Here is a 22,999-nt window from a genome sequence, read left to right on the forward strand (position 1 = left end):
CCATGCAAGCTCGACCCGGCCCCCTGAGCGGAATGACCGTCGTCACGCTCGAACACGCGATCGCCGCGCCTTTCTGCACCCGCCAGCTCGCCGACCTGGGCGCGCGCGTGATCAAGGTGGAGCGCCCGGGCGTGGGCGACTTCGCGCGCGCCTACGATCACCGCACGCGCGGCCTCGCCTCGCACTTCGTCTGGACCAACCGCTCGAAGGAAAGCCTCACGCTGGATCTGAAACAGCCCGCCGCCCAGGCCGTGCTCGGCGAGCTCACGGCCCAGGCAGACGTGCTCGTGCAGAACCTCGCGCCCGGCGCGGCCGCGCGCATGGGCCTGTCGTTCGAGGCGCTGCACGCGAAGCATCCCCGGCTCATCGTCTGCGACATCTCGGGCTACGGCGCCGACGGCCCCTATCGCGACAAGAAAGCCTACGACCTGCTGATCCAGAGCGAAGCGGCGTTCCTGTCGGTCACGGGCACGCCCGACGAGCCCAGCAAGGCCGGCAATTCGATCGCGGACATCGCGGCCGGCATGTATGCGTACACCGGCATCCTCAGCGCGCTGCTGCAACGCGGCCTCACCGGCGTGGGCTCGCACGTCGAGATCTCCATGCTCGAAGCGCTGGGCGAATGGATGGGCTTTCCCTTGTACTACGCATACGACGGCCAGCCGCCCCCGGGCCGCAACGGCGCGGCGCACGCCACCATCTACCCTTACGGCCCGTTCAAGGCGGGCGACGGCCGGGTGGTGATGCTGGGCCTGCAGAACGAACGCGAGTGGAAGGCGTTCTGCGACACCGTGTTGCGCAACCCCGCGTTGGCGACCGATCCGCGCTTCGACGCCAACGTGCGCCGCTCGGAACACCGCGCCGAGCTGCAAGCCGTGATCGAACAGACGTTCGCCGACCTCACCGCGCAGGAGGTGATCGCGCGCCTGGACGACGCGCAGATCGCCAATGCCGCCGTCAATCAGGTCGGCGATCTCTGGTCCCATCCGCAACTCCAGGCCCGCCGGCGCTTTCGCACCATTGATTCGCCCGCCGGCGAGCTGCGCGCGCTGCTGCCGCCCGCCACGGTCGACAGCTTCGATGCGCGCATGGACCCTGTCCCCGCGCTGGGCGGGCACACCGCGCAGATCCTCCGCGAACTCGGGCGCAGCGAGGCCGATATCGAACGATTGCGCGCCGCAGGCGTCATCTGAACCATGTCCACCGCCCGCTCTCCCGTCCGTCACGCACGCAGCCTGCTGTTCGTGCCGGCCAACCGGCCCGAGCGTTTCGCCAAGGCGCTCGAATCGGCGGCCGACTGCGTCATCATCGATCTCGAGGATGCCGTCGCCGCGGACGGCAAGGACCGCGCACGCGCGCAGCTCGCGCAGCACCTGCCGCGGCTGACCTCCGGACAACGCTGGCGCACGCTCGTGCGCGTGAATGCCGTCGACACCGCCTGGCACGCGGCGGACCTCGCGCTGCTGCGCGACTGGACAATGCACGGCGTCACAGTGATGCTGCCCAAGTCCGAAGACGCGCACGCGCTGCGCCGCGTCGCGGAACAGCTTGGGGCGCACGCGCGGCTCGTGGCGTTGGTCGAATCGCTGGCCGGGCTGGACGCGGCCGACACGCTCGCGCGCGACCCGCAGGTGGCGCGCCTCGCCTTCGGCCACCTCGATTTCCAGCTCGACCTGGGCATGCGCGCCTCGCCGGACGAAGCGGAGCTGGCCTTCGCGCGCAACGCGCTGGTGGCCGCCTCACGGCGCGCCCGCCTGCCCGCGCCGATCGACGGCGTGACCACCCGCACCGACGACGCCGAGCGTCTCGCGGCCGACGCCCGGCGCGCCCGCGCGTTCGGGTTCGGCGGCAAGCTGTGCATCCACCCGGCGCAGGTCGCCGGCGTCAACGAGGTCATGGGCTATTCGGCGGACGAGCAGGCCTGGGCGCACCGCGTGATCGAGGAAGCCGCGCGGCACGGCGGCGCGGCGTTCAGCCTCGACGGACGCATGGTCGACCTGCCCGTCATCCGCCTGGCCGAGACGATCGTGGCCGGCGCACGGGCCTGAGCGCCGGCCGGGTCGGCCTCGCCGCAGCCGCCGCCGAGCGCGAATCCGCGCCGGGTGCGCGCTACGCGACCCGGTCAATCCCGAGTGAACCCGGCATGTCCCGGCATCAAAGCGCGCAGTCGACGTCGCGCAAGATGAAGGACAGGGTTTCCGCCATCGCCTTCAACTCGGGAATCACGCGCGCGCGGATCGCCGCCACATCCGGCTCCGGCTCCACCGCACCGCAATTCAGCGCCATCAACGTGCGCGTGCGGCCGATCACGATCGGCAATGCAATGCCGTAGGCGTCGCGCTGATAGCCGCCGACCGACATGCATACGCCCGACCGCCGCAGATCCTCGAACGCCGCCTCGAGGTGCTCGCGAACCCTGTCCGCCTCGTCTCCGGCCGCGTCGAGCAGCTCGGCCACCAACGGCGCGCGCGCCTCGCCCGGCAGCCCATACAGATAGGCGCGCCCGACCGCGGTCGATGCGATCGGCAACAGCGAACCGACGCCAAGCCGCAGCGTGGCGATCCTGGCGCCCGCGCGCGACGCGATATACACCATGTCGAGCCGGTGCGGCACCGCCAACGCAACCGAGAAGCTCAGCTTGTCGGCAAGCTGCTGCATCACGGGCGTGACCAGGCGCGTGACGGGATTCGCTTCCAGATACGCATGTCCGATGCGCAATGCGCCGGCGCCGAGTTCGAACAAGCGCCCGCCGCCCACCCTGCGCAGATAGCCGATCGAGATCAGGGTCGTCGTCAGGCGGGACACCGTCGCCTTCGACAAACCGGTGCGCCGCACCAGTTCCGCATTGGACAGCGGCGTGCGGGCCCCGCGAAATGCGTGGAGCACGTCGAGCCCGCGTTCGATGGTCAGCGTCATGCTGCTTGCCTGTCGGTCTCGCCCATGTGCGCGTCAGTCGATGACGGCGGACTGCGCCTGGACATGCCGCGCGGCCGCGACCAGCCTGGGCCCGAGTTCCCGCTCGACCCGCGCGCGCCCCAGCCTCGCGCTGCGTCCGATACAGGCCAGCACGAGCGGCGCGTGATCCTGAACCCGCAGCGGAACGGCGAGAATCGTCAGGTCCGGCTCCCATTCGCCGAGCGACATGCAATAGCCGACGTCATGCACCTGGGCAATACCCCCGCTGATCCGGCGGCGCTGGCCGGGCCAGTCGCGTCCCGCCTTGCGTTCGATGTTGCCGAGCAGGTAGAAGCGTTCGAGTTCCGGCAAGGCCGCCAGCAGGGCCCAGCCCATCGGCGACGACGCGATGCGCAGACGCGTGCCCGCGTCCAGCTTGAGATCGACCGACGCCGGTTCGCTCGCGCACGTGTCCAGGACGATCACGTCGAGGCGATCCCGCGTACCGAGCATCACATAGGTTTCGCTCGCGTTCGCGAACGCCTGCATGTCGAGCCGCCCGAGCAGCGGGACGTTGGCATGCGCGATCGCGGCGTAGCCGAGCGACAGCACGGGGGCGGCCAGCCGATACCGGCGGCGCTGCGGCGAATAATGCAGGTAGCCGAGCGCGACGAGCGAACGCGCCATCCGCGTGATCGTCGGCGCGGGGATGCCCGTTTCGAGCACGAGGTCCTGATTGCCGAGCCATGGCTCATGCGGCGAAAACGCGGCCAGGATCGCGAGACTCCGCGCCAGCGGAACGACCATCGCCTGCGATGCGGGCCCGTCTTCCGCCCGCTCGCCGCCGGCATCCGGCGCATCGCGCCCCCTCGCGTCCTGCTGCGCCGGCAGGGACGGCGTTGCCCGGTGTGCATGCGGCGGCATCGATTGCTCCGTTTGCCTCGATTCGGCTGTGAACGCGGCGCTGAACCCGGCTCCGGGCCGCCGCCGCGGCGCGCCGCGCGACATGGCGGCACGCATGGGATGAGTACGTCCGATGCCTCGCATTACACGGGCCAACCGCCAGCGAGTCAATGGTCGCGCCAGGTTGTTCCGTACTCTGGAATCGCTGCGGGCATGGAAATGACGCACCCAGGGCGGGAGACAGCCGGCTCCCGATCGTTTCCTGGCGGAACGGCTGCGCCGGAACAGGTCAATGTACGGAACAGGACATCGCTTGCGCGAAGCGCATGACGAGGAGCGGCCGCCGCCTCGACGCCCCGGCGCGTCACTGCGCATCGCGGATCATGTTGCGGGCGATGACCAGCTGCTGGATCTGGCTCGTCCCTTCGTAGATGCGGAACAGGCGCACATCGCGGTAGAAGCGCTCGATCGCGTATTCGGCCATGTAGCCCGCGCCGCCGAAGATCTGCACCGCACGGTCGGCCACGCGGCCGCACATCTCGGACGCGAACAGCTTCGCGCACGACGCCTCGGTGCCGACGGGCTGCCGGGCGTCGCGTCGGCGCGCGGCGTCCACCACCATGCAGCGGGCCGCGTAGATCTCGGCCTTGCTGTCGGCCAGCATGGCCTGCACGAGCTGGAACTCGGCGATGGGCTTGCCGAACTGCCTGCGCTCCAGCGCATAGGTCAACGCCATCGACAGCATGCGCTCGGCCACGGCCACGCACACCGCGGCGATATGGATGCGGCCCTTGTCCAGCACCTTCATCGCCGTCTTGAAGCCCTGCCCCTCCTTTCCGCCGATCAGGTTGGCGGCCGGCACGCGCACGTTCTCGAAGATCACGTCACAGGTATGCGCGCCTTGCTGCCCCATCTTCCGGTCGCGTTTGCCGAAGCTGATACCGGGCGTCCCGGCGTCGACGATGAAGGCCGAGATGCCGCCCGCGCCCTTGTCTTGCGGATTGGTGCGGGCCATCAACGTGAAGATGCCCGCATGCGGCGCGTTCGTGATGAAACGCTTGGTGCCGTTGACCACGTAGTCGTCGCCGTCCCGAAGCGCCGTGGTGCGCAGCGAGGCCGCATCGGAGCCGGCTTCCGGTTCGGTCAGCGCGAAGGACGCGATCAGTTCGCCGGTCGCGAGGCGCGGCAGGTACTGCGCCTGCTGTTCGGGCGTACCGTCGAGCACGATGCCCTGCGAGCCGATGCCGACCGTCGTGCCGAGCACCGAGCGAAACACCGGCGACGCGCGGCACAGCTCGAACACCGCGAGCACCTCTTCCTCCATGGTCAGATCGAGGCCGCCGAAGCGCTCGGGAATGGTGAGGCCGAACAGGCCCATCGCCTTCATGTCGGCGACGATCTCCTCGGGAATCTCGTCGGTTTCGGCGACCTGCGCCTCGTTGGGCAGGAGGCGCTCGCGAACGAATCGAGCGATGGAGTCGAGCAGGCCATTGAGCGTTTCCGGATCGCGAATCATGTCGACGCGCCTTGAAAGAGAGTGGAATCGACGCAATAGTGCGCCGGCCGCCGGCGCGAAACAACCGCCTCGCGGAGAACGTTCCGGAAGATGAAAACGCGCCGACGCGGCGGGTATTGGCGACGGCGCGGCCCGACCCGCCCCGGCTGCTGCCAAGGTACGGAACACTGTGCGCCCATCCGTTGACGGCATGCCCGGCGCGGTTGCATCGTACGAGCCGGGTCCACTGCCGTCACGTACGCCATGCCGCTCCAAGCCGATTCGCTGCTGGCCCGCCCCTTTGCCCCCATCGAGCATGCGTATTCGCTGCGCGATACGCAGTTGTACGCGCTCGGCCTGGGGCTGGGAACCGACCCGCTCGACGCGAGGCAACTGCGCTACGTCTACGAAGGCGAGGACGGTCGATCGCTGCGCGCGCTGCCGACCATGGCGAACGTGCTCGCCTACCCGGGTTTCTGGGCGCGCGAGCCGGACACGGGCATCACCTGGCAGCGGATCCTGCACGCCGGGCAGGAGATCCGGCTGCACGCGCCCTTGCCGGCCAGCGGCCGCGTCACGGGCGCGACGCGCATCACCGGCCTGTGGGACAAAGGAGAAAACACCGGCGCGCTTCTCCAGCAGACGCGCGACGTCACCGATGCCGACACGGGCCGCCTGCTTGCCACCGTGGTGCAACTGAGCCTGTTGCGCGGCGACGGCGGTTTCGGCACAGGCGGCGGCGCCGGCGCGCCGCCGACGCCTCACGCCATGCCCGACGGCCCGCCCGATCGCGTGTGCGAGCTGCGCACGCCCGCGCAACTGGCGCTGATCTACCGCCTGAGCGGCGATCTCAATCCGCTGCACGCCGACCCCGCCGTGGCCGCGTCGGCGGGCTTTCCGCGCCCGATCCTGCACGGCATGGCGCTGATGGGCATAGCCGCGCACGCGGTGCTGCGCACGGTGCTCGACTACGACGACGAGCATTTCGCGGGCATGCGCGTGCGCTTTACCGCGCCGGCCTGGCCCGGCGACACGCTGCGCACCGAGATGTGGGTCGACGGCCGCGCGGTTTCGCTGCGCGTCACCGCCGTCGAACGCAACGTGGTGGTAGTGAACAACGCGCGGGTCGACCTGCGCTGAACGGTTCTTTTCAGGAGATACGCATGGATCTGGGTTTGACCGGCAAGGTCGCCATCGTCACCGGCTCCGCGCGCGGCCTCGGCGCGGCCACGGCGCGCCGGCTCGCGCAGGAAGGCGCGCACGTCGTCGTCACCGACATCAATGCCGAACTCGCGCAAGCCACGGCCAAGGCGCTGCGGGACGACGGCCTCGCCGCGCACTGCATCGTGGGCGACATCACGCGCGAAGCCGACGTGCGACGCCTCGTCGACGAAACGGTCGCGGAATTCGGCGGCGTGCACATTCTCGTGAACAATGCGGGCGCGCCGCGCGACACGTACCTGGTGAAGATGAGCGAGGACGATTGGGATTTCGTCATCGACGTGATGCTCAAGGGCGCGTTCCTGGCCGCCCGGGCCGTCATGCCGCACTTCATCGAGCAGGGCTGGGGACGACTGATCAACATCAGCTCGCGCGCCTACCTGGGCAACCCCACGCAGGCCAACTACGCCGCCGCCAAGGCCGGCCTGATCGGCATGGCCAAGGCGCTGTCGCTGGAGGAAGGCCGCTACGGCATCACCTCGAACTGCGTCGCGCCCGGCTTCATGGAAACGGAAATGGTGCAGGCGCTCCCGACCTACGAGGCGATCAAGGCGCGCGCGCTGGCCGCCCAGCCGATCAAGCGCGCCGGTCGCCCGGAAGACGTCGCCGACGCCGTGGCCTTCCTCGCCAGCGAGCGCGCCGGCTTCATCAGCGGCGAAGTGCTGCACGTCACGGGCGGGCGCTACGGTTGATCCTGTACCGACGTCGCAGGAACGACAACCGCCGTCGCGAAACAAGCGCGGGCTGGCGATAGACGGCATCCAGGAAGCCGAGCCCGATCGATGAATGCGCAAACGAACGCCGGGGGCCAAGATCGATGCCAGGGCGCAATCCCGACGCTGCCGCTCCACGCTCGACCCGCGGCTATCCCGGTCACGCGGCGGCGCGGACGCCTCCACGATCCGGGCCATCCCTTGCTTGCGCGCTCAACCATCCGTCGAGACCGTCACGGCCTCCCACGCACCGATTTCATGCGCCAATGCCGACAGCTTGTCCCGCACGAGCCCGAGCGCATCGCTGCCGAGCAGCAGATGCGCGGGCGGGCGCTCCGCGGCGATGACGTCGAGCATCGCGCGCGCGGCTTTCCGGGGATCGCCCTGTTGCTTGCCGCTCTTGTCCTCGCGGGCCTTGCGGATCGGATCGAAGAGCGCGTCGTAGTCCGCGATCGAGCGCGGCGTGCGCGCCATCGAGCGGCCTGCCCAGTCGGTGCGGAACGAACCCGGCGCCACGGCCGTCACGGCCACGCCGAGCGGCTCGACTTCCTTGCCCAGCGCTTCGGAAATCCCCTCCAGCGCGAACTTGCTGCCGCAGTAGTAGGCAATCCCGGGCATGGTGATGAAGCCGCCCATCGACGTGATGTTCAGGATGTGCCCGCGGCGGCGCTTGCGCATGTGAGGCAGGACGGCCTTCATCATCGCCACCGCGCCGAACACGTTCACATCGAACTGCTTGCGCATGTCCGATAGCGCCGATTCCTCCATGATGCCCTCGTGGCCGTAGCCCGCGTTGTTGACGAGAACATCGATGGGGCCCACATCGGCCTCGATGTCCGCGACGACGCCGTCGATCGCATCGAAATCGGTCACATCGAGCACGCGCCCCCGGGCCTGCCCGGACAGGGATTCGAAGTCGCGCCTGGCCTGCGCGCTTCGCACCGTGCCGACGACCGTGTGCCCCACCGCCAGCGCTTCGTGCGCGAGCGCGCGGCCAAAGCCGCTGCTGACGCCCGTGATGAGCAGGATTTTGCCGGATGCCATGAGCCTTTCTCCCGAATGTCGATTGGAGAATGCATGTTAGTCTGGCGAACCGCATCGGATAAGCCAAGATCCGCTGATTATCTTGCCTAAAACTATGAGCCTGAAGCGCATCTCGAACCCGCCTCCGGATCTGCCCCGTCGCAGCCGGGCGCGCATGGTCGCCCTGCTGCGCGCGCTGGCGCCCGACGAGGGCTACAACCTGACGGCGCTCCCGAGCGTGCGCCTCCTGCGCTCGGACCGGGCGCTCTCGCGCACGCCGGTTCTGTACGACCCCGGCATCGTGATCGTGTGCCAGGGCCGCAAGCGGGGCTACTTCGGCGACCGGCTCTATCTGTACGACGAGCGTCACTATCTGGCCGTCTCCGTGCCCGTGCCGTTCGACATGGAAACCGACGCCACGCCTGAGCATCCGCTGCTCGCGCTGTATCTTCACCTCGATTTCACATTGGCCGCCGAACTCGCGGCGCAGATCGACCGCGCGGGCGGCATGGCGCCCGTGCACGCCCCCCAGAGCATGATGTCGACGCCGATGGACGATGCGATGCAAGCCTCGGTATTGCGCTTGCTCGAGGCGCTGCATCGACCGCTCGAAGCCGCCGTGCTAGGCCCGGGCCTGCTGCGGGAGCTGTACTTTCGCGTACTCACCGGCGCCCAGGGCGGGCCGATGCGCGAGGCGCTGGCGATGCGCGGCCAGTTCGGCCGGATAGGCCGGTCACTGCGCCTGATTCATGCCGGCTACGCGCAGCCCCTCGACGTCACGCAACTGGCCGAGGAAGCGGGCATGAGCATCCCGAGCTTCCATAGCCACTTCAAGACGATCACGCGGGTGTCGCCGATGCAGTACGTGAAGTCGACGCGGCTGCATCAGGCCCGCTTGCTGATGATCCGCCAGGATCTGACGGCGGAGGCCGCGGGACACGCCGTGGGCTACGGGAGCGCGTCCCAGTTCAGCCGGGAATTCAAACGCCTGTTCGGGTTGACGCCGGCGGCGGAGACGAGACGGATGCGCGAGCGTTTCGCGTTGCCGGAGACGCTTGCCGATGCGATCTATGTGTCGTCGCATTGAATTGGGCATGAGCTGAAGCGACAGCTTCGTCCGCGATCAATGGGTGGGCGACCGTCCTGGAGATGCTTGACGCGATCGATGACTCCACGCGGGCATGTTTGGCGCCCGCGCCATCTCCGTCGCGACGAGGGTCGACCATGACGCGCGTTCGACAAAATTTTAATTTCCGCGTCATCGAAATAGAGTTTGGCCGCCGCCATACTAAACGCGAATTTTGATGCCCATATTAAACGACAATACCATCAAGATTCTTGCTACCAAGCACCGGGATATTTAATTTAAACTGGAGCATGCCATGCATCGCAAAGTTAAATCAAATCTCATTCGCCTGGTGTTGAATTTTTACTTTATTGCAGCTGGCGCAATCACGGCAACCACCCTGACCTATCCCATCGCATCCTCAGCCAATCCCAATGACGTCATCACCTCTCAGAGAGATTTGAAAGATGGATACAGTGGATACCACGGCGTGACCTACGGGAATGTCGACTCAGTGTTGAACGGAATAAAACGGACGCCAACAGGCGGAAACGACAGTCCGGAATGGAAGGCCTGGTATTTGGGCGAGAGCCAAGATGTCGCAGCGGCATACGCTGGCGCGCCGGACTCCATGTGGGAGAGCGATCCCAGGAAAGCAGACAAAGTCGCCGGAGCAGTCACGCAAGCCAAGATTCCCGGCAAAGTCAGGGAGATCACCATTAACCTGGATGCCAAAAATCCCAACGATATAAAAAAGGCACTGGGATTGGACGTCAACAAGCCGCTTATGGATCAGCTCGGCGATAAAAATGTCTTGAGAAAATGGGGAGTAGATGCTGCGGTTCTGCGTGTTCCATTAGTCGATGGTGGATTTGAAGTTGCCGTTCCGTGGTCCACGGCCGAAGGAATCAGGCCGACGGTGATCAAGAGATTCGATGGCAATGACATGACCGGCGGGCGAGATCTTCAAAAATATGTGCAAAGTCTCGGAAACAAATGCTGAGCATGCGTGCCGAATCAAAACGTCGATTGAGTTTCGCCACCCAAAGATCCCATATCACTGTGAGGCACAAGATGAACAGCACATCCATTTTCAAACAAGCCATTTCGGCGAGCAAGATCAGAACACTGGCGTGCATCGCCATCATTTTTTCATTATCCGATGCCTCGATTGCTCAAAGCGACCCATACAAGGTAGTCAAGAAATCCAGCAGCGGCGACTGGATCGTCGGCGGGAAGCCGCTCTCTCAGTGCACGATGACGGCCGCGAATTATGGATCCGGCACCGCAATATACGACGACTGCCCGACAAAGGGTTACCAGGTGACAAGCCCTGCCTATCGAGATCCGTTCGTCAATACGGATGCCGAAGTAATGGATATTTTTAACGTTGTGACAGAGGCCTTTTCAGTCGTGATGGGGATAGCGGAGGTCCCTGGTGCCATCAATCAAATCATGAATTCGAGCATCTCCACGCGTGGCATCGTGGCTCAGGCGGCCAACGCGGCCAGCAAAGGGAAAACAGCCGCTGGAGGCGCCGCAGCCGACGCCAATGCAGCCGCAGCTGCAATATTCGTACGAGCGTCCAAGATCTCAAAGAAATCAATGGAGGCCGGCACAACCCCGCACAGCGTAGAGACGTCAGTGAGACGAGCCGCACTGAAGAGCTGCAGCTAATCAGCCACCGAGATCCGCTTCGCGCGGATCTCATGCCGGGTGGTGTTGTCAGGTCGGTCGACCGCTGACGCGCGATTGCGGAGAAGGTCACCCACTTCAAGGCGATCGCGCAGGCGTCGCCGATGCCGGTACATGAGTCGATGCGGCTGCATCAGGGCCGGGGCCGCCGGGATCTCGGCAGAGGCCGCGGGGCTACGCGAGTGTTCGCGTTGCCCGGGGCGTTTGCCGAGGCGATCTACGTGCCTCATGGCGGAAGGCAGCCGGAGTCGAACCGACCTGGGAGCGGTAGACGCCCCCAACTGGGTTTGAGGCCCAGCCGCACCACCGGATACGCATGCCTTCCCGGGGAACGTGAAACATGCGCGCGACTACGACGAACCGAGCAGCCGGCTGTCCGCGCGCAACAGATGTAAATCGCGATGGAAGCGAGTATACCCAACCCGGTCGAAGAATTCGAGGATCTGGATCGCCCGCTTGCGTCCGAGCCCGGTCGCATCGCGGAACGTCGCCGCGTCGACCGCGCCGCCGCGCGCCTCGGCCAGCGTCGCGATCACGCGCGCCAGCTCGGCGATCACGTCGCCGTGATAGAACAGGTCGCGCACGACCTGATGCACGTCGCCGCGCCGCGCGAGCTTGCGCAGCAGCGTGCGCACCGGCTCCTCGCCCGCGCCGGTGGCCGAGCCGAGATCGCGCACCCACGGCGGATCGTAGCGCCCCGCCTGCACGAGCGGCAGCAATTGCCGCGCCAACGCTTCCTCGCGCGCATCGAAGCTCACCGCATGCGACGGCAGGTGCAGCCACGGCCCGCTGCGCACCACCTCGCCGCCCGCGACCAGCGCGTCGACCAGCGCGCGCCACAGCGCATCGTCGGCGAGCGGCGCGGCCATGCGCCGCAGGCGCGCGACGTCCGGCCCCTGCTCGTCGGGCGAGCGCGCGTGAAACGCCTGCAGCGTCGCCAGCACCTTCGCGCGCAGCGCATCCCAGTGGCGACGCGCGACCAGCAGCGCCGCATCGCCGGACTTGCCCGGCAAGGCCACGCGCACCGCGTCGGCGGGCACGGCCAGCGCCTCGTGCGGCAGCCCGGTCAGATGCACGAGCGTCGCCGTGCCGATCCCGAGCGGCGCCTCGTCGAGCAGCGCGTCGAGCCGGCCTTCATCGAGCCAGGCCGCGAGCGCATCGAGCCACGCGTGCCGCGCGGGCGTGCGCCGCTTGCGCGCCGGACCGAACGGATCGAGCACGCGCCCGCCGCCCACCGTCTGCGTCGCCTGCGCATTGCGCACGATGAAGCGGTCGCCCGGCACCGCGAACACCGGTTCATCGAAAATCAGCTGCACCCGCGCGCGCTGTCCGGCCGCCAGCGTCTCGCCGTCCAGCAGCGCGACATGCGCCACCCGATGCAGCGTGCCGAGATGCACGTGCAGCGGCGCCCAGTGCGTGAGCGTGAGCGCCGCATCGGGCAGCAGCGTCAGCTCGACGTCGAGACGCGGCGACGCCTCGCCGAGCCGCGCATCCGCGATCGTGTCGCCGCGCGCGAGCGCGGCCTTGTCGATGCCCGCGAGGTTGAGCGCGCAACGTTCGCCCGCGCGGCCCGCGTCGGTCGCGCGATTCTGCGCATGGATGCTGCGCACGCGCACCGCTTCGCCGCTGCGCACCACGCTCAACGTGTCGCCGGTGCGCACCTGTCCCGCGAACGCCGTGCCCGTCACGACGGTGCCCTGCCCCGTCAGCGTGAACACGCGATCGACCGCGAGCCGGAACAGCCCATCGTCGCGGCGCGCACGCCACGCGCGCGCCGCGGCGCGCAGGTGCGCGTTGAGCACGGCCACGCCCGGATCGTCGGGTTCGGTCGCGCGCGTATCGAACAGTTCCGCCTGCGCGAGCGCCGTCGGCGCGAGCCAGGCGCGAATCTCGTCGCGCACCTGCGCGAGCCGGGCCGCGTCGACCCGGTCACACTTCGTCACCGCCACCGCGCCATGCGCGACGCCGAGCAGCTGCAGGATCGCCAGGTGCTCGCGCGTCTGCGGCATCACGCCGTCATCGGCCGCGATCACGAGCAGCGCGAAGTCGATCCCGCACGCGCCGGCCGCCATCGTATGCACGAGCTTCTCGTGGCCCGGCACATCGATCAGCCCGAGCACCTCGCCGTTGTCGAGCGGCGCATACGCATAGCCCAGCTCGATCGAGATGCCGCGCGCCTTCTCTTCCTTCAGGCGATCGGTGTCGACGCCCGTGAGCGCGCGCACCAGCGTCGTCTTGCCGTGATCGATGTGTCCTGCCGTACCGACGATCATGCGTGCGACCCCGCCTCGCGCAAGCACTGCGCGATCAGCTCGGCCTCGTCGGCCGCTTCCAGGCAGCGCAGATCGAGGCGCAGCGCGTCGTCCGCGATCCGCCCGATCACCGCGCGCGGCCATGCGCGCAGGCGCCGCTCCAGCTGCAACAACGCGCGCCCGCTGCGCTTGCCGTCGGCCGCGCGCACGACGAGCCCGCAGCTCGGCAGCTGGTCGACCGGCAGCGCCCCGCTGCCGATCTGGCTGAACATCGGCTCGACGCTGACCGCATAGGCCGCGCCGAGCGCCTGCTGCAACGCCGGCCGCAGCCGCTCCGCCGTCGCCGCGATCTCCGCCTGCCCACGCGTGAGCAGGCGCAGCGTGGTCAGGCGCTCGCGCAGCAGCTCCGGCGCGCGATACAGGCGCAGCACCGGTTCGAGCGCCGCGAGCGTCAGCTTGCCGACGCGCAGCGCGCGCTTGAGCGGATGCTTCTTGATCTTCGCGATCAACCCCCGGCGGCCGACGATGAGCCCGGCCTGCGGGCCGCCCAGCAGCTTGTCGCCGCTGAACGTCACGAGGTCGGCGCCCGCCTCGACGGTCTCGCGCACCGTGGTCTCCTTCGGCAGGCCCCACTGCGTGAGATCCGCGAGCGTGCCGCTGCCGAGGTCGACCGCGACCGGCAGGCCGCGCTCGCGCGCGAGCGGCGCCAGTTCGTCCAGCGTGACTTCCTTCGTGAAGCCGCTGATCGCGTAATTGCTGCAATGCACCTTCATCAGCATCGCGGTGCGCGGCCCGATCGCCTCGGCGTAGTCGCGCAGATGGGTGCGGTTGGTCGTGCCGACCTCGCGCAGCTTCGCGCCCGCGCGGCTCATGATGTCCGGAATCCGGAACGCGCCGCCGATCTCCACCAGTTCGCCGCGCGACACCACGACCTCGCGACGCGCCGCCAGCGCGGACAGGCTCAGCAGCACGGCCGCCGCATTGTTGTTGACGACGGTCGCCGCCTCCGCGCCGGTCAGCTCGCAGATCAGCGCGTCGATCAGGTCGTCGCGATCGCCGCGCCGCCCGGTCGCCAGATCGAACTCGAGATTCATCGGCTGCGTAAGCGCCTGCATCACCGCGCGCACCGCGTCGTCGGGCAACAGCGCCCGCCCGAGATTGGTGTGCAGCACGGTGCCCGTCAGATTGAACACGGCGCGCAGCCGGCTCGCGTCCTGCGCGGCGAGCCGCGCGCGCACGTCGGCGGCGATCGAGCCGTCGTCGAGCGGTGCGGCATGCGCGGCATCGCGCCGCACGGCGTCGCGCCACGCGTCGAGCGACGCGCGCACGGCATCGAGCACGCGCGTGCGGCCATGCTCGGCGACGAGCGCGGCGCACGCCGCCGACGACAGCACGCGCTCGACCGACGGCACGCGCGCGAGCAGCGCCTGCCGCCCGTCGGCCCCGGCTGCGCCCACGTCCGGCCCGCCCGTCATGCGTCGGCCGGCAGTTCCGGCCACAGCAGCGGGTTCGGAGTGCTGCGCTGGTAACCGGCCTCGTTCATGAGCAGGTCGAGCGTGAGGCTCGCGAGATCGTCGGCGAGCGGCTCGAACTCGTAATCCTTGTCCTGGTAGCCGATCTTCCGGTACGTATGGCACTCGTCGCACGACTCGGCCTTCACCGCCTCGCTGCCGCCCTCGATGCCGTGATAGGCGATGCCCTTCGTCGAATCGCAGTGCGAGCACTTGGCGCGCACCACGTGCCATTCGGTCGTGCACAGCCCGCATTGCACGAAGCGGTAGCCCTGATACTGGCCGCCCACGCGCACGACGCTCGCGACCGGATGCGAACCGCATACCGGGCACAGGCCCGGCTGGTCGAGGTACGGCACGTCGGCGGGCTTGATGCGGGTCGCGTAGTCGGTCCACACGACCTGCAGCGCCGCCATGATGAACGGCGCCGTCGCCGGCTCGACCTCGGCGAGCCGCAGCGCGGCGATCGCGTCGGCCTGCGCGTCGAGTTCGGCCGGCGTCTTGAGCCGCAGCCCGTCGATCAACTTCGCGAGCGGCGGGTTCACGAGGCCCGCGCGTTCGACGTGATCGAGCACGCGCTGCAGCACCTCGCGCCATTGCGGATCGCGTTCGCCGGCCAGCGCGGGCGCGAGCGGCATCGAATGCTGCTGCGCCTGGCGGATCGATTCTTCCGACGGCATCCGGCCGTCGAGCGTCTGCAGCGCTTCATGCTGCGCGTCGACGACGGTCGCCATCAGCCGCAGGTAGCCGCTGATCGGGTTCAGGTCGGCGAGCTTGCGCAGGCGCGCCGCGCGCGCGGCGAATGCCGTGCCGCGCTCCGGCAGGCGAAAGCGCGGAATGGCCGAATGATCGAGCGTGGCGATTTCATTCGGATCGAGAATCTTCTGTGTCACATTAGTCACGAGCGTGCCCTAAAAAAACAAGCGCCGAACAATCGGCGCCCTGATCGCGGCGGCCGGCCGCGCGGTGCGCCGCGAGGCGCCCGGCGCGGCCGGCCCGGCCGCCGCATCGGCCCCGGCGCGCAATGGCCGGGACGCGGAATGCGCGCTTACTTCACGTTTTCGCGGAACCACTTCGGATGGTGCTTGCGCGCCCAGCCGAGCGTGACCGTGCCGCGCACCATCGCGCCGATCGAGCCCTTCACCCACAGGGCCGCGTAGATGTGGACGATGATGCTGGAGATCAGCACGAAGGCCGCCGCCGCATGCACGACCGCCGCCGCGCGTATCACCCCGATCGGGAAGTAGAACGAAAAATAGCGCCGCCAGATCACGATGCCCGACAGCAGCAACAGCAGCAGACAGGCGACCAGCGTGAAGAATAGCAGCTTCTGTCCGGCGTTATAGCGGCCGACGGGCGGCAGGTTCTCCTCGTGGTTCGTGAGCACGTCGTCGATCTGCTTGAGCCACTGGCGGTCGTCCGCGTCGAGCAGGTTGTGGTGCCAGTAGCGCACCACCATGATCGCGAACGACACGAACATCACGACGCCGACGAACGGATGCAGGATCCGCGTCCACTGCCCGCCGCCGAACAGCGCGGTCATCCAGAACATCGACGGATGAAACAGCGCGAGCCCGGACAGCGCGAGCAGCACGAACGTGATGGCCGTGATCCAGTGATTGCTGCGCTCGTTCGGCGTGTAGCGCACGATCAGGTTCGGGTCTCGCTGGCTCATTTCACGTCCTCCTTGATGCGGCGCGCCTCGTCGCGGGCGGCGGCTTCCTCGTCGTCCGTCACCTCGTTCGGCCCGACGCGCGTGTAGTGGAAGAAGCCCGCCAGCGCCGACAGCGCGATGCCGGCGACCGCCAGCGGCTTCGCGATGCCCTTCCAGAACTTCACCATCGGGCTGATCGACGGGTTGTCGGGCAGCCCGTGGTACAGCGACGGCTTGTCCGCGTGATGCAGCACGTACATCACGTGGGTGCCGCCCACGCCTTGCGGGTCGTACAGCCCGGCGTGCTCGAAGCCGCGCTCCTTCAGGTCCTCGATCCGCTCGGCCGCGTGCTGCTTCATGTCCTCCTTGGTGCCGAACACGATCGCGCCCGTCGGGCAGGTCTTCACGCAGGCCGGTTCCTGGCCGACCGCGACGCGGTCGGAACAGAGCGTGCACTTGTACGCGCGATGGTCCTTCTTCGAGATGCGCGGCACGTTGAACGGGCAGCCCGTCACGCAGTAGCCGCAGCCGATGCAGTTTTCCTCGTGGAAATCGACGATGCCGTTGTTGTACTGCACGATCGCGCCCGGCGACGGGCAGGCCTTCAGGCAGCCCGGATCCTCGCAGTGCATGCAGCCGTCCTTGCGGATCAGCCATTCGAGGTTGCCGTCCGGATTCTCGTATTCGGAGAACCGCATCACGGTCCACGAATGCTCGGACAGGTCGGCCGGGTTGTCGTACACGCCGACGTTCGTGCCCACCTCGTCGCGCAGGTCGTTCCACTCCATGCACGCGGTCTGGCAGGCCTTGCAGCCGATGCACTTCGACACGTCGATCAGTTTCGCCACGCTCCCCGTCACCGGCTCCCGCACCGTGGGCGGCGGGGTGGTGGTGGCGGAGACCCGTTTGATATCAAGCGATTGCAATGCCATCTCGTTCCCCTTACGCCTTTTCCACGTTCACCAGGAACGACTTGAATTCCGGTGTCTGCGAGTTGCCGTCGCCGACGGACGGAGTCAGGGTGTTCGCGAGATAGCCGGGCTTCGTCAGACCCTTGAAGCCCCAGTGCAACGGAATGCCGACCGTCTGTACCTTCCTGCCGTCGACCATCAGCGGCTTGATCCGCTTCGTGACGAGCGCGACCGCGATGATGTAGCCGCGCATCGACGACACCTTCACGCGATCGCCGTGCACGACGCCCACGTCCTTCGCGAGATCCTCGCCGATCTCGACGAACTGCTGGGGCTGCACGATCGCGTTCAGGCGCGCGTGCTTCGTCCAGTAGTGGAAGTGCTCGGTGAGCCGGTAGGTGGTCGCCGCGTACGGGAACTTGTCCGACTTGCCGAACATCTTGCGATCGTCCGGGAACACGCGGGCGGCCGGATTGTTCAGCGCCTGCGGGTTGTTCGGATGGAACGGGTTCGCGGCGAGCGGCGTCTCGAACGGCTCGTAGTGCTCGGGGAACGGACCTTCGTTCATCCCCGCGCGCGCGAAGAAGCGCGCGACGCCTTCCGGATTCATGATGAACGGGCCCATGCCGGTCTCGGGCGGCTCGTCCGCCTTGAAGTCGGCGACGTCCGGGCCGCTCCAGGTCTTGCCGTTCCAGCCGATCAGCTTGCGGGTCGGGTCGAACGGCTTGCCGCTCACGTCGCACGAGGCGCGGTTGTACAGGATCCGCCGGTTCGCGGGCCACGCCCACGCCCAGCCGAGCGTCTGGCCGATGCCGGTCGGGTCGGAATTGTCGCGCCGCCCCATCTGGTTGCCGGCCTGCGTCCACGCGCCGCAGAAGATCCAGCAGCCGCTCGCGGTGCTGCCGTCGTCCTTGAGCTGCGCGAAGGCGGCCAGCTGCTCGCCCTTCTTCACGAGCGTCTTGGTCGCATCCTTCGGGTCGGGCAGGTCCGCGAGCGCACGGCCGTTGAACTCCATCGCGAGTTCCTCGGGCGTCGGGCTTTCCGGGTCCGCGTACGGCCAGGTCAGGTTGACGATCGGATCGGGGAACTTGCCGCCGTCCTTCTTGTAGGCCTCGCGCATCCGCAGGAAGATCCCCGACATGATCTCGAGATCGCTGCGCGCCTGGCCCGGCGGCTCCGCGCCCTTCCAGTGCCATTGCAGCACGCGCGACGAGCTCACCAGCGAGCCGCGCTCTTCCGCGAAGCAGGTGGTCGGCAGGCGGAACACCTCGGTCTGGATCTGCGACGCGTCGACGTCGTTGTAGTCGCCGTGGTTCTTCCAGAACTCGGACGTCTCGGTCGCGAGCGGATCCATGATCACGAGCCACTTCAGCCTGGCGAGCGCAGCCGCCGTCTTGACCTTCGACGGGGCCGCCGCGAGCGGGTTGAAGCCCTGGCAGATGTAGCCGTTCATCTTGCCGGCCGCCATCAGCTCGATGGTCTGCAACAGGTCGTACGGCTTGTCGAGCTTCGGCAGGTAGTCGTAGCCCCAGTTGTTGTCGACCGTGGCCGCGTCGCCCCACCACGACTTCATGAAGCTCACGTGGAACGCGCGGTAGTTCTTCCAGTAGCTGAGCTGGTTCGGCCGCATCGGCTGCTGCACGCGCTTCTGGATATAGCCTTCGAAATCCTGCTCGCCCTGCGACGGCAGCGTCATGTAGCCCGGCAGCAGGTTCGACATCAGGCCGAGGTCCGTCAGGCCCTGGATGTTCGAGTGGCCGCGCAGCGCGTTCATGCCGCCGCCCGCGATGCCGATGTTGCCGAGCAGCAGCTGCACCATCGCGCCCGTGCGGATGATCTGCGCGCCGATCGAGTGGTGGGTCCAGCCGAGCGCATACAGCACCGTGCCGGCGCGGCCGGGAACGGCGGTGGTCGCGAGCATCTCGCACACCTTGAGGAACTTGTCCTTCGGCGTGCCGCAAACCTTCTCGACCATCTCGGGCGTATAGCGCGAGTAATGCTGCTTGAGCAGGTTGTAGACGCAACGCGGATGCGCGAGCGTCGGGTCGACCTTCACGAAGCCGTCCTCGCCGCGCTCGTAGTCCCAGCTCGACTTGTCCGGATACGCGTGCTTCTCCGCGTTGTAGCCGGAATAGATGCCGTCGTTGAAGGTGAAATCCTCGCGCACGATGAACGAGAAGTCCGTGTAGTTCTTCACGTACTCGTGCTGGATCTTGTCGTTCGTCAGCAGGTAATTGATGATCCCGCCGAGGAATGCGATATCCGAGCCGGTGCGAATCGGCGCGTAGTAGTCCGCCACGGAGGCGGTGCGCGTGAAACGCGGGTCGACCACGATCAGCCGCGCCTTGCGGTGCGCCTTCGCTTCGGTCACCCACTTGAAACCGCACGGGTGCGCTTCGGCGGCATTGCCGCCCATTACCAGGATCACGTCAGCGTTCTTGATGTCGACCCAATGGTTCGTCATCGCGCCGCGGCCAAACGTCGGGGCAAGACCTGCCACCGTCGGGCCGTGTCAGACACGCGCCTGGTTGTCGAATGCAAGCATCCCCATGCTGCGCACGGTCTTGTGCGTCAGATAGCCCACCTCGTTGCTGCCCGCCGACGCGGCGAGCATGCCCGTGGTCAGCCAGCGGTTGACCTTCGCGCCGTCTTCCGTCGTCTCGACGAAGTTCGCGTCGCGGTCTTCCTTCATCAGCTTCGCGATGCGGTCGAGCGCATCGGTCCACGAGATCGGCTCCCACTTGTCCGAGCCGGCCGCGCGGTATTCCGGCTGCGTCAGGCGGCTCGGGCTGTGGATGAAGTCGATCAGGCTCGCGCCCTTCGGGCACAGCGTGCCGCGATTGACCGGGTGATCGGGATCGCCTTCGATGTGGATGATGCTCGGCTGCGCATTCTTCGCGCCGTCGCCGAGGCTGTACATCAGGATGCCGCAGCCGACCGAGCAGTACGGACAGGTGTTGCGGGTTTCAACTGTACGCGCCAGCTTGTATTGACGCACCTCGGCGAGCGCTTCGGCTGGCGAGAAGCCCATCAGGGCAAGACTCGAGCCGGCGAGCGTCGTGGCGGTCACCTTCATGAACTGGCGCCGGGACATGTGTAGCATGGTGGTCTCGGCTGGTGTATTAGGGGGACACTTAAAACTACGGTGCCGGCCGGATTCTACGACGGCTGCGCGCTTGCTGCTGCGCTTCGACGAAGTTCCAGGCCGTGCAGCCTGGGCTGCGGCGGGCCGCCGGCACTTTCGCCTGCACGCCCTTCTGTTATATGACAACAGGGGCACGATGGCTAGGAACGGCGGCCTTACAGGGCCGTAAGCTTATCAGATGCGGGTGCGAAATTTCGCCTGGGCACGCTGAATCGGACGAATCCGGAGCATTCGGCGGGGCGAAATCGCGGTGTCGGCGCAGGCAGGAATTGATGCGTGACCGACGCCTCATTTCTGCTTCGCGTCGGTAGACGCCGGCTACACACCCGCCGACGCGGAAAAGATGAAAACGGCGCTCGATGCCGGCAGCGGTGAGACCGAGGTGTCGAAGCAGTCGATCGGCGATCTGCAATTGAAGGTGTCGGTGCGGCTGGAAGGCATGGCGTACGGCGCGCACGAGTGAGACGTGATGCTCATGGCGACGGGACCGCCATATAGGCGAAGCCCCATTCAACCTCAATCTCGGCCAATCACCCCGTCCGTCCCGGAATTCCCTCGCCATCGCCGACCTGGGCTTCTGCGGATATGGATAATCGCCTCAACCCCAAAACACAACATTGCAAACGCCAGGAGCCCTCCGCACCGCTTCGAACCCGGACGTCGAATCCGAGTGCCGATGAGCGGCTCGCTCGCCCCTCCCCTCAAAACCTCGGCAAGCCCGGCGGATTCGTCTCCGACTTCGCCACCGCCTCGTCCTGCAAGCCCCATCGCGCGAGCGCGCGCCCATACCGGCCGTCGCGGATCAGGTCGTTGGTCGCGATCGTCAGCGCGTCGGCCAGACCGCTGCCCTTGCGCGTCGCGATCGCGACATCCGCGTTCGCCGGCCAGCCCGCGTTCACGCCGCCCACGCGCCGGATGCCCGCGCCCTGCGCCGCCGCGTACGCGAGCGACGCATCCGGATTCAGCTCGGCGTCCGCGCGCCCCGTCAGCAGCGCGACCCGCGCGACCGCATCATCGTCGTAGTACTGCAGCACGGCCGGCCGCAGCCCCTGCGCGGCGTTGCGCCGGTTCCACTCGAGCAGGATCCGCTCCTGGCTCGTCCCCGCTCCGGTGATGATGCGCAGGCCCGCCACGTCCGCCGGCCCGGCGATCCGCCTGACCGGGCTCGCATCGCGCACGTAGAAGCCATGCAAGCCGAGCCGGTAGGTCGTGAAATCGAACTTCTCCTTGCGCTGCTCCGTCACGCCGACATTGGAAATCACCGCGTCGTACTTCCCGGAACTGAGGCCGAGCGGCCAGTCCGCCCACGCGATCGGCAGCAGCCGCAGCGTCCGGCCGAGCGCGTCGGCGATCAGTTGCGCGTAGTCGGCGTCCGCGCCGACCACCGTCCGCGCGTCCGTCGCGTAGGTCGCCACGGGCGGCGCATGCGGCGCGATCGCGACCGTGAACGCGCCCGCCGCCGCCCAGCGATAGCCGCGCGCCGCGTCGATCGCACGCGGATCCGGTTCGGCGCGCACCCGGCCCGCCTGGCGCGGATCGAGGTCCACCGCACGCGCGCCCGTCGCCGCCGCCCACGCCGACGCCGACGCGACGCCCGTGGCGAGCAGCGCCGCCAGCCACGCGCGCCGGCGCGGCTGCGCAGGCTCGGCGGCCCCGGTCGCGCGCCGCATCACAGCACCTTCGACAGGAACGCGCGGGTGCGCGGATGCGCGGGCGCGCCCAGCACCTGCGCCGGCGTGCCGGATTCGACGATGCGCCCCTGCTCCATGAACAGCACGGTATCGGCCACCTCGCGCGCGAAGCCGATTTCATGCGTGACGATCACGAGCGTCGTGCCGGAGCGCGCCAGTTCCTTGATCACGTCCAGCACTTCATTGACCAGCTCCGGATCGAGCGCCGACGTCGGTTCGTCGAACAGCAGCACCTTCGGCCGCAGCGCGAGCGCGCGCGCAATCGCGACCCGCTGCTGCTGGCCGCCCGACAGCTGGCGCGGATACGCGTCGGCCTTCGCCGCCAGCCCCACCCGCGCCAGCAGCTCGCGCGCGTCGCGCTCGGCGTCGTCACGCGTCGCGAGACCCAGCGCGACGGGCGCCTCGATCAGATTGCCGAGCACGCTCAGGTGCGGAAACAGGTTGAAGCTCTGAAACACCATCCCGACGTCGATGCGCCGCCGCCGCACCTCGCGCTCGCTCAGTTCGTAGAGCGTGTCGCCCTCGCGCCGGTAGCCGACCAGTTCGCCGTCGATGTCGATGAAGCCGTCGTCCACGCGCTCCAGGTGATTGATCGTGCGCAGCAGCGTCGACTTGCCGGACCCGGACTGCCCGAGGATCACCGTCACGCTGCCCGGCGCCGCGACGAACGAGAGGTTGTCGAGCACCTTGTGCGAACCGAAGCTCTTCGAGACGCGATGGATCGCGACCTGTCCGCCCGGCCGCCGCGCGCCGGACTGCCAGCCCGACCCGCGCGCGGGTGTCGCTGTCTCTTATCCACACCTGACGCTGCCGACGATCGGCGG

18 protein-coding genes, 1 tRNA gene and 1 pseudogene are annotated in these 22,999 nt (G+C 67.9%); 7 read left to right on the plus strand and 13 right to left on the minus strand.

From position 1 onward, the window contains the following. Positions 1-2 precede the first annotated feature (2 nt). A complete protein-coding gene (locus AC1RQF_RS26405) occupies positions 3-1,193 on the plus strand; it encodes a CaiB/BaiF CoA transferase family protein (RefSeq protein ID WP_273996424.1) in 1,191 nt (396 codons plus the stop codon). A gap of 3 nt (positions 1,194-1,196) precedes the next feature. Beyond that, positions 1,197-2,048: an HpcH/HpaI aldolase/citrate lyase family protein gene (locus AC1RQF_RS26410; RefSeq protein WP_492873300.1), complete on the plus strand. Its 852-nt coding sequence runs from the start codon at positions 1,197-1,199 to the stop codon at positions 2,046-2,048. Between the two features lie 106 nt (positions 2,049-2,154). Here AC1RQF_RS26410 and AC1RQF_RS26415 read toward each other — a convergent pair whose 3' ends face one another. The 3 genes from AC1RQF_RS26415 to AC1RQF_RS26425 all read right to left on the minus strand — a co-directional run bounded on the left by AC1RQF_RS26415 (position 2,155) and on the right by AC1RQF_RS26425 (position 5,314). After that, positions 2,155-2,916, minus strand: coding sequence for an IclR family transcriptional regulator (locus AC1RQF_RS26415; protein WP_492873301.1), 762 nt, complete (start codon positions 2,914-2,916; stop codon positions 2,155-2,157). A gap of 33 nt (positions 2,917-2,949) precedes the next feature. Continuing rightward, on the minus strand, positions 2,950-3,819 hold the full coding sequence (locus AC1RQF_RS26420) for an IclR family transcriptional regulator (protein WP_273996427.1): 870 nt from the start codon (positions 3,817-3,819) through the stop codon (positions 2,950-2,952). A gap of 343 nt (positions 3,820-4,162) precedes the next feature. After that, on the minus strand, positions 4,163-5,314 hold the full coding sequence (locus AC1RQF_RS26425) for an acyl-CoA dehydrogenase family protein (RefSeq protein ID WP_273996429.1): 1,152 nt from the start codon (positions 5,312-5,314) through the stop codon (positions 4,163-4,165). Between the two features lie 243 nt (positions 5,315-5,557). On the opposite strand from AC1RQF_RS26425, the gene AC1RQF_RS26430 reads away from it, so the two are divergent. Next, positions 5,558-6,433 (plus strand): MaoC/PaaZ C-terminal domain-containing protein, encoded by an 876-nt coding sequence (locus AC1RQF_RS26430; RefSeq protein WP_492873302.1) that lies wholly within the window; start codon positions 5,558-5,560, stop codon positions 6,431-6,433. Between the two features lie 23 nt (positions 6,434-6,456). Further along, on the plus strand, positions 6,457-7,206 hold the full coding sequence (locus AC1RQF_RS26435; RefSeq protein ID WP_273996431.1) for an SDR family NAD(P)-dependent oxidoreductase: 750 nt from the start codon (positions 6,457-6,459) through the stop codon (positions 7,204-7,206). A 234-nt stretch (positions 7,207-7,440) separates the two neighbouring features. Here AC1RQF_RS26435 and AC1RQF_RS26440 read toward each other — a convergent pair whose 3' ends face one another. Next, positions 7,441-8,271 carry an oxidoreductase gene (locus AC1RQF_RS26440; protein ID WP_492873303.1) on the minus strand — a complete coding sequence of 277 codons (831 nt, stop codon included), beginning with the start codon at positions 8,269-8,271 and terminating at the stop codon, positions 7,441-7,443. A 94-nt stretch (positions 8,272-8,365) separates the two neighbouring features. Between AC1RQF_RS26440 and AC1RQF_RS26445 the strand changes: the two genes are divergently transcribed. From AC1RQF_RS26445 to AC1RQF_RS26455, 3 genes are all read left to right on the plus strand, one after another. Continuing rightward, positions 8,366-9,337, plus strand: coding sequence for an AraC family transcriptional regulator (locus tag AC1RQF_RS26445; protein ID WP_492873306.1), 972 nt, complete (start codon positions 8,366-8,368; stop codon positions 9,335-9,337). Between the two features lie 295 nt (positions 9,338-9,632). Next, positions 9,633-10,319 carry a hypothetical protein gene (locus AC1RQF_RS26450; RefSeq protein ID WP_273996433.1) on the plus strand — a complete coding sequence of 229 codons (687 nt, stop codon included), beginning with the start codon at positions 9,633-9,635 and terminating at the stop codon, positions 10,317-10,319. Between the two features lie 71 nt (positions 10,320-10,390). After that, positions 10,391-10,993 carry a hypothetical protein gene (locus AC1RQF_RS26455; protein WP_273996434.1) on the plus strand — a complete coding sequence of 201 codons (603 nt, stop codon included), beginning with the start codon at positions 10,391-10,393 and terminating at the stop codon, positions 10,991-10,993. 247 nt (positions 10,994-11,240) lie between these two features. Here AC1RQF_RS26455 and AC1RQF_RS26460 read toward each other — a convergent pair. The 9 genes and pseudogenes from AC1RQF_RS26460 to AC1RQF_RS26500 all read right to left on the minus strand — a co-directional run. Further along, positions 11,241-11,336, minus strand: a tRNA-Sec gene (locus AC1RQF_RS26460). Positions 11,337-11,361: 25 nt separating this feature from the next. Continuing rightward, positions 11,362-13,284, minus strand: a complete 1,923-nt coding sequence (gene selB, locus AC1RQF_RS26465) for a selenocysteine-specific translation elongation factor (RefSeq protein WP_492873304.1) — start codon at positions 13,282-13,284, stop codon at positions 11,362-11,364. Then, the gene (gene selA, locus AC1RQF_RS26470) at positions 13,281-14,738 is read right to left on the minus strand and encodes an L-seryl-tRNA(Sec) selenium transferase (protein WP_492873307.1); all 1,458 of its coding nucleotides are present in this window, start codon (positions 14,736-14,738) and stop codon (positions 13,281-13,283) included. The genes selB and selA overlap by 4 nt, the downstream gene beginning before the upstream one ends. Beyond that, positions 14,735-15,676, minus strand: coding sequence for a formate dehydrogenase accessory protein FdhE (gene fdhE, locus AC1RQF_RS26475; protein WP_273996436.1), 942 nt, complete (start codon positions 15,674-15,676; stop codon positions 14,735-14,737). Before fdhE ends, selA begins: the two co-directional genes overlap by 4 nt. Before the next feature lie 146 nt (positions 15,677-15,822). Then, positions 15,823-16,449, minus strand: coding sequence for a formate dehydrogenase subunit gamma (locus tag AC1RQF_RS26480; RefSeq protein WP_252987206.1), 627 nt, complete (start codon positions 16,447-16,449; stop codon positions 15,823-15,825). Then, positions 16,446-17,360: a formate dehydrogenase subunit beta gene (gene fdxH / locus AC1RQF_RS26485; protein ID WP_273996437.1), complete on the minus strand. Its 915-nt coding sequence runs from the start codon at positions 17,358-17,360 to the stop codon at positions 16,446-16,448. Before fdxH ends, AC1RQF_RS26480 begins: the two co-directional genes overlap by 4 nt. 10 nt (positions 17,361-17,370) lie before the next feature. Beyond that, complete coding sequence (fdnG, locus tag AC1RQF_RS26490; protein WP_273996438.1) at positions 17,371-20,442, minus strand: formate dehydrogenase-N subunit alpha; 3,072 nt, start codon at positions 20,440-20,442, stop codon at positions 17,371-17,373. Between the two features lie 743 nt (positions 20,443-21,185). Then, positions 21,186-22,154, minus strand: coding sequence for an ABC transporter substrate-binding protein (locus AC1RQF_RS26495; protein ID WP_492873305.1), 969 nt, complete (start codon positions 22,152-22,154; stop codon positions 21,186-21,188). Next, positions 22,154-22,999, minus strand: a pseudogene (locus AC1RQF_RS26500) (amino acid ABC transporter ATP-binding protein); the annotation flags it as partial. The gene AC1RQF_RS26495 and the pseudogene AC1RQF_RS26500, both read right to left, overlap by 1 nt.

The organism is Burkholderia sp. GW821-FHT14F03, assembly GCF_058803765.1.

Excerpts from the sequence above, each read along its gene's own strand:
- AC1RQF_RS26495 (WP_492873305.1), bottom strand. The coding sequence starts at position 22,154 with ATGCGGCGCGCGACCGGGGCCGCCGAGCCTGCGCAGCCGCGCCGGCGC.
- selB (WP_492873304.1), bottom strand. The coding sequence starts at position 13,284 with ATGATCGTCGGTACGGCAGGACACATCGATCACGGCAAGACGACGCTG.
- AC1RQF_RS26440 (WP_492873303.1), bottom strand. The coding sequence starts at position 8,271 with ATGGCATCCGGCAAAATCCTGCTCATCACGGGCGTCAGCAGCGGCTTT.
- AC1RQF_RS26420 (WP_273996427.1), bottom strand. The coding sequence starts at position 3,819 with ATGCCGCCGCATGCACACCGGGCAACGCCGTCCCTGCCGGCGCAGCAG.
- AC1RQF_RS26445 (WP_492873306.1), top strand. The coding sequence starts at position 8,366 with ATGAGCCTGAAGCGCATCTCGAACCCGCCTCCGGATCTGCCCCGTCGC.
- AC1RQF_RS26435 (WP_273996431.1), top strand. The coding sequence starts at position 6,457 with ATGGATCTGGGTTTGACCGGCAAGGTCGCCATCGTCACCGGCTCCGCG.
- AC1RQF_RS26405 (WP_273996424.1), top strand. The coding sequence starts at position 3 with ATGCAAGCTCGACCCGGCCCCCTGAGCGGAATGACCGTCGTCACGCTC.
- AC1RQF_RS26430 (WP_492873302.1), top strand. The coding sequence starts at position 5,558 with ATGCCGCTCCAAGCCGATTCGCTGCTGGCCCGCCCCTTTGCCCCCATC.
- fdxH (WP_273996437.1), bottom strand. The coding sequence starts at position 17,360 with ATGGCATTGCAATCGCTTGATATCAAACGGGTCTCCGCCACCACCACC.
- AC1RQF_RS26415 (WP_492873301.1), bottom strand. The coding sequence starts at position 2,916 with ATGACGCTGACCATCGAACGCGGGCTCGACGTGCTCCACGCATTTCGC.
- AC1RQF_RS26450 (WP_273996433.1), top strand. The coding sequence starts at position 9,633 with ATGCATCGCAAAGTTAAATCAAATCTCATTCGCCTGGTGTTGAATTTT.
- AC1RQF_RS26410 (WP_492873300.1), top strand. The coding sequence starts at position 1,197 with ATGTCCACCGCCCGCTCTCCCGTCCGTCACGCACGCAGCCTGCTGTTC.
- AC1RQF_RS26480 (WP_252987206.1), bottom strand. The coding sequence starts at position 16,449 with ATGAGCCAGCGAGACCCGAACCTGATCGTGCGCTACACGCCGAACGAG.
- AC1RQF_RS26455 (WP_273996434.1), top strand. The coding sequence starts at position 10,391 with ATGAACAGCACATCCATTTTCAAACAAGCCATTTCGGCGAGCAAGATC.
- selA (WP_492873307.1), bottom strand. The coding sequence starts at position 14,738 with ATGACGGGCGGGCCGGACGTGGGCGCAGCCGGGGCCGACGGGCGGCAG.
- AC1RQF_RS26425 (WP_273996429.1), bottom strand. The coding sequence starts at position 5,314 with ATGATTCGCGATCCGGAAACGCTCAATGGCCTGCTCGACTCCATCGCT.